This window comes from Streptomyces capoamus, assembly GCF_014654935.1.
GTDB lineage: Bacteria > Actinomycetota > Actinomycetes > Streptomycetales > Streptomycetaceae > Streptomyces > Streptomyces capoamus.
On sequence record NZ_BNBF01000020.1, the window covers coordinates 100,418 to 103,547 of the forward strand.

3 protein-coding genes are annotated in these 3,130 nt (G+C 71.4%); 1 reads left to right on the plus strand and 2 read right to left on the minus strand.

The genetic code is table 11. The features are described 5' to 3' along the window. Positions 1-144: 144 nt before the first annotated feature. Positions 145-819, minus strand: coding sequence for a potassium channel family protein (locus IE312_RS27805; protein WP_189985045.1), 675 nt, complete (start codon positions 817-819; stop codon positions 145-147). Positions 820-886: 67 nt separating this feature from the next. On the opposite strand from IE312_RS27805, the gene IE312_RS27810 reads away from it, so the two are divergent. After that, the gene (locus IE312_RS27810) at positions 887-1,447 is read left to right on the plus strand and encodes an HIT family protein (RefSeq protein WP_189985046.1); all 561 of its coding nucleotides are present in this window, start codon (positions 887-889) and stop codon (positions 1,445-1,447) included. Positions 1,448-1,480: 33 nt separating this feature from the next. Here IE312_RS27810 and IE312_RS27815 read toward each other — a convergent pair whose 3' ends face one another. Continuing rightward, entirely contained in the window at positions 1,481-3,127 is a 1,647-nt protein-coding gene (locus tag IE312_RS27815; protein ID WP_189985047.1) for an AbeC-like domain-containing protein, read from the minus strand. Between the last annotated feature and the right edge of the window lie 3 nt (positions 3,128-3,130).

The following is a 3,130-nucleotide window of genomic DNA, read 5'->3' on the forward strand; positions in this document are numbered from 1 at the left end:
TGTCGAACGGCTCGGTGTCCTTCCGCTACCGCGACGGTTCGCAGGAGAACGGCATCCCGTTCGACGAGGCCATCGCCAAGATCGCGCAGGTGGTCCAGGAGCGGGTCCAGGTCTGAATGCCCTGAGCCTCCAGGGCCCCCGGGATCACGGTCCCGGGGGCCCTTCGCGTTCCTCGTCCTCCTCCCGGGAGAATCGCTGGAGGAACAGCGACGAGGCCGACCCCGTGATCGCGCCCAGCAGGGCCAGGCCGCAGACCATGAGGCCGACGGCGATCGTGCGGCCCAGGGGAGTGACGGGGGTGACGTCGCCGTAGCCGACGGTCGCGAGGGTCGAGCAGGCCCACCACACGGAGTCGCCGAAGGTGCGGATCGTGGCGCGCGGGGCTCCGCGTTCCTGCTGGTACACGGCGAGCGCGCTGGAGAAGCCGAGCAGCAGTGCGGACAGTCCGGCGTACAGCACCACGCGCGCGTTGAGGGGGAGACGGGCGTGGCCGCGCCGGCGCTGGACGACGTCGTACAGCCGCACGATGCGCAGCGGCCACAGCAGCGGAAGCAGCATCACCAGCGTGTCCAGCCAGTGACGGGTCACGAAGCCGAGCCGGCGGCCGCTCAGCCGCCAGTGCACCGCGTAGTCGACGACGAACACGGCCCACGAGGCCCCGATGACGGCCCGCAGGACATCGTGGGCGATCAGGGGCAGACCCACCGCCAGCACATGCGTCGCGTAGGCGGCCAGGTAGAGCAGGGACGCGATGGCGAGGGGGAGCGCGGCGTGCTCCTCCCAGCGTTCCCAGCGCCGCGTACGGCTGTCGTCGTCCACCGGCCAAGCTTGGCCGGTGGAGAGCCACCGGCCGCCCCGGCGACACGCCGGGAAGGGGTGAAGCCATATGCTGCCTAGCATGACGAGTGAGCCGGAGCAGCAGATCGGAGTGGGGACGCAGGACGCGTTCCAGCGCCTGTGGACGCCCCACCGGATGGCCTACATCCAGGGCGAGAACAAGCCGACCGGTCCGGGGGCCGACGACGGCTGTCCCTTCTGCGTGATCCCGGCCAAGTCCGACGAGGACGGTCTGATCGTCCGGCGGGGCGAGCACGTGTACGCGGTGCTCAACCTGTACCCGTACAACGGCGGCCACCTGATGACCGTGCCGTACCGGCACGTGGCCGACTACACGGATCTGACCGGGGCGGAGACCGCCGAGCTGGCGGACCTGACCAAGCAGGCCATGACGGCGCTGCGCACCGCGTCCGGCGCGCAGGGCTTCAACATCGGCATGAACCAGGGCGGGGTCGCGGGTGCCGGCATCGCCGCCCATCTGCACCAGCACATCGTCCCGCGCTGGGGCGGCGACACGAACTTCATGCCGGTCGTGGGGCACACCCGGGTGCTGCCCCAACTGCTCGCGGACACCCGGAAGATGCTGGCCGAGGCCTGGCCGGCGGCGTAGGCCCGGGGGTGCCCCCGGCCGGGGGCACCCGTCTCACGCGTCGTAGACGTCGGCCTTCCTCGGCATCGGATCCTGGACGCTGCCGCTGAGGAACGCCGAGCGGGCACCGAACTTCTCGGTGTCCACGCCGTTCTCCTCCAGGACCCGTAGCGCCGCCGAGTGCACCACCCGCAGCACCGGCGTGGCGGCCCGCAGCGCGTCGTCGGCCATGAAACGGTGCCGCCACGGCTGGTCGGCCCAGGCGTGCCGCAGGCCGAACGGCTCGGGCAGGCCCAGCGAGCCGCCCAGCCAGTTCAGCAGCGGCGGGTACCAGGTCAGCGGGGCGCGCGCGGCGAGCCGTACCACCTCGTCGGCGTTGACCAGGGGCAGCTTGATCGTGCGGTTCTCCCAGGGCTTCAGGGACTTGGCGACCTCCTTGGTCGGCGCCTCCGGCTTGCTGGTGAACAGCGAGTTCACCGGTCCCAGCGCGTGCCCGGTGACCTCGATGCGCAGCGTCTCGTGCAGCACGGTGACCGTGATCAGCATGGTGATGACCAGCTGTCCGTCCCAGAGGGTCCACTGCACGCCCAGGTAGTGCCGGTCGCCGCTGCCGAACTGCTGCTTGTTGCAGATCTCCTGTATGGCGTGCGGCTTGACCTGGAAGGCCTCGACGTCGGTGCCCTCGGGCCGGGACACCTCCGTGGCCTTCTCGCCGATCGGGGTGACGATCCAGTGCCGTATCGACGGCTTGGGGAATCCGCCGGTGTTGAGCGGTCCGCGCTCCAGCAGGGACAGCTGGTCGTGGATCGCGCGCACGACGTCCCAGCTGCGGAAGGGGTGGATCTCCCGGCCGGGGTCGGCGGGCACGAGATCCTCGGCGAGCTGCCAGGCGCCCCAGCGGGTGCCCATGCCGAGTATGCCCTTGGGGCCGGCGTAGAACACGGAATTGGACGCCTGCTCGGCGGTCAGCCGGGCCAGGGACTGGCGCAGCGCCTCGGCCGCGGTCTGGCCGGGGCCGCGCGGCACGGCCTCCGGCACCTTGGCGCCGACGCTGGTGCCCGAGAGCAGACCGGCCCAGCGGGCCCGCAGGTCGCGGGCGGTGCTCTCGCAGACCTGCTTGGCCCAGAACCAGCCGAGCACGGGGACGACGACGGCCGCGCGCGCGTACCACGCCCAGAAACCGGCGAACGGCATCTTGATCAGGAACAGTGCGGCGAGCACGCCGAAACCCAGGAGCAGCGCGGTGGCCAGGCCGCCCGCCCGCTTGTCGTCGCGCCGGGCCACCAGGGTGCGCAGCTGGAAGACGAGCAGCCAGCCGATCAGCCCGGGCAGGAAGAGCAGGCCGCACACGACGGTGATGGCGGTCAGCCGGTTGTCGCGCTCGCGGCGGATGTTGTTGGCGGCCATGGCGTGCTCGACGACGAACTGCGGTTCGGAGCCGAAGGACTGGATGAGCGGCTTGCGGCCGGGGGCGAGCATCCGGTCGACCAGGGCCCGGGAGAACGCCTCGCCGAGGTTGGGCCGCAACAGCTTCAGCCGGCCGGGCTTGACGGTCGACTGGTGCCACTCGTTGTCGGCCTTCTTGATGTCCTCGAGCGGGCTGTCCCGGTACGCGGCGGAAGCCAGCGCGGACGTCGCCGCCTGCCCCTCGTCGCCCGAGACGGGCACCTGGGGCCCGTCCCACTCCGTTCCAAACGACATTCC

Excerpts from the sequence above, each read along its gene's own strand:
- IE312_RS27810 (WP_189985046.1), top strand. The coding sequence starts at position 887 with ATGCTGCCTAGCATGACGAGTGAGCCGGAGCAGCAGATCGGAGTGGGG.
- IE312_RS27815 (WP_189985047.1), bottom strand. The coding sequence starts at position 3,127 with ATGTCGTTTGGAACGGAGTGGGACGGGCCCCAGGTGCCCGTCTCGGGC.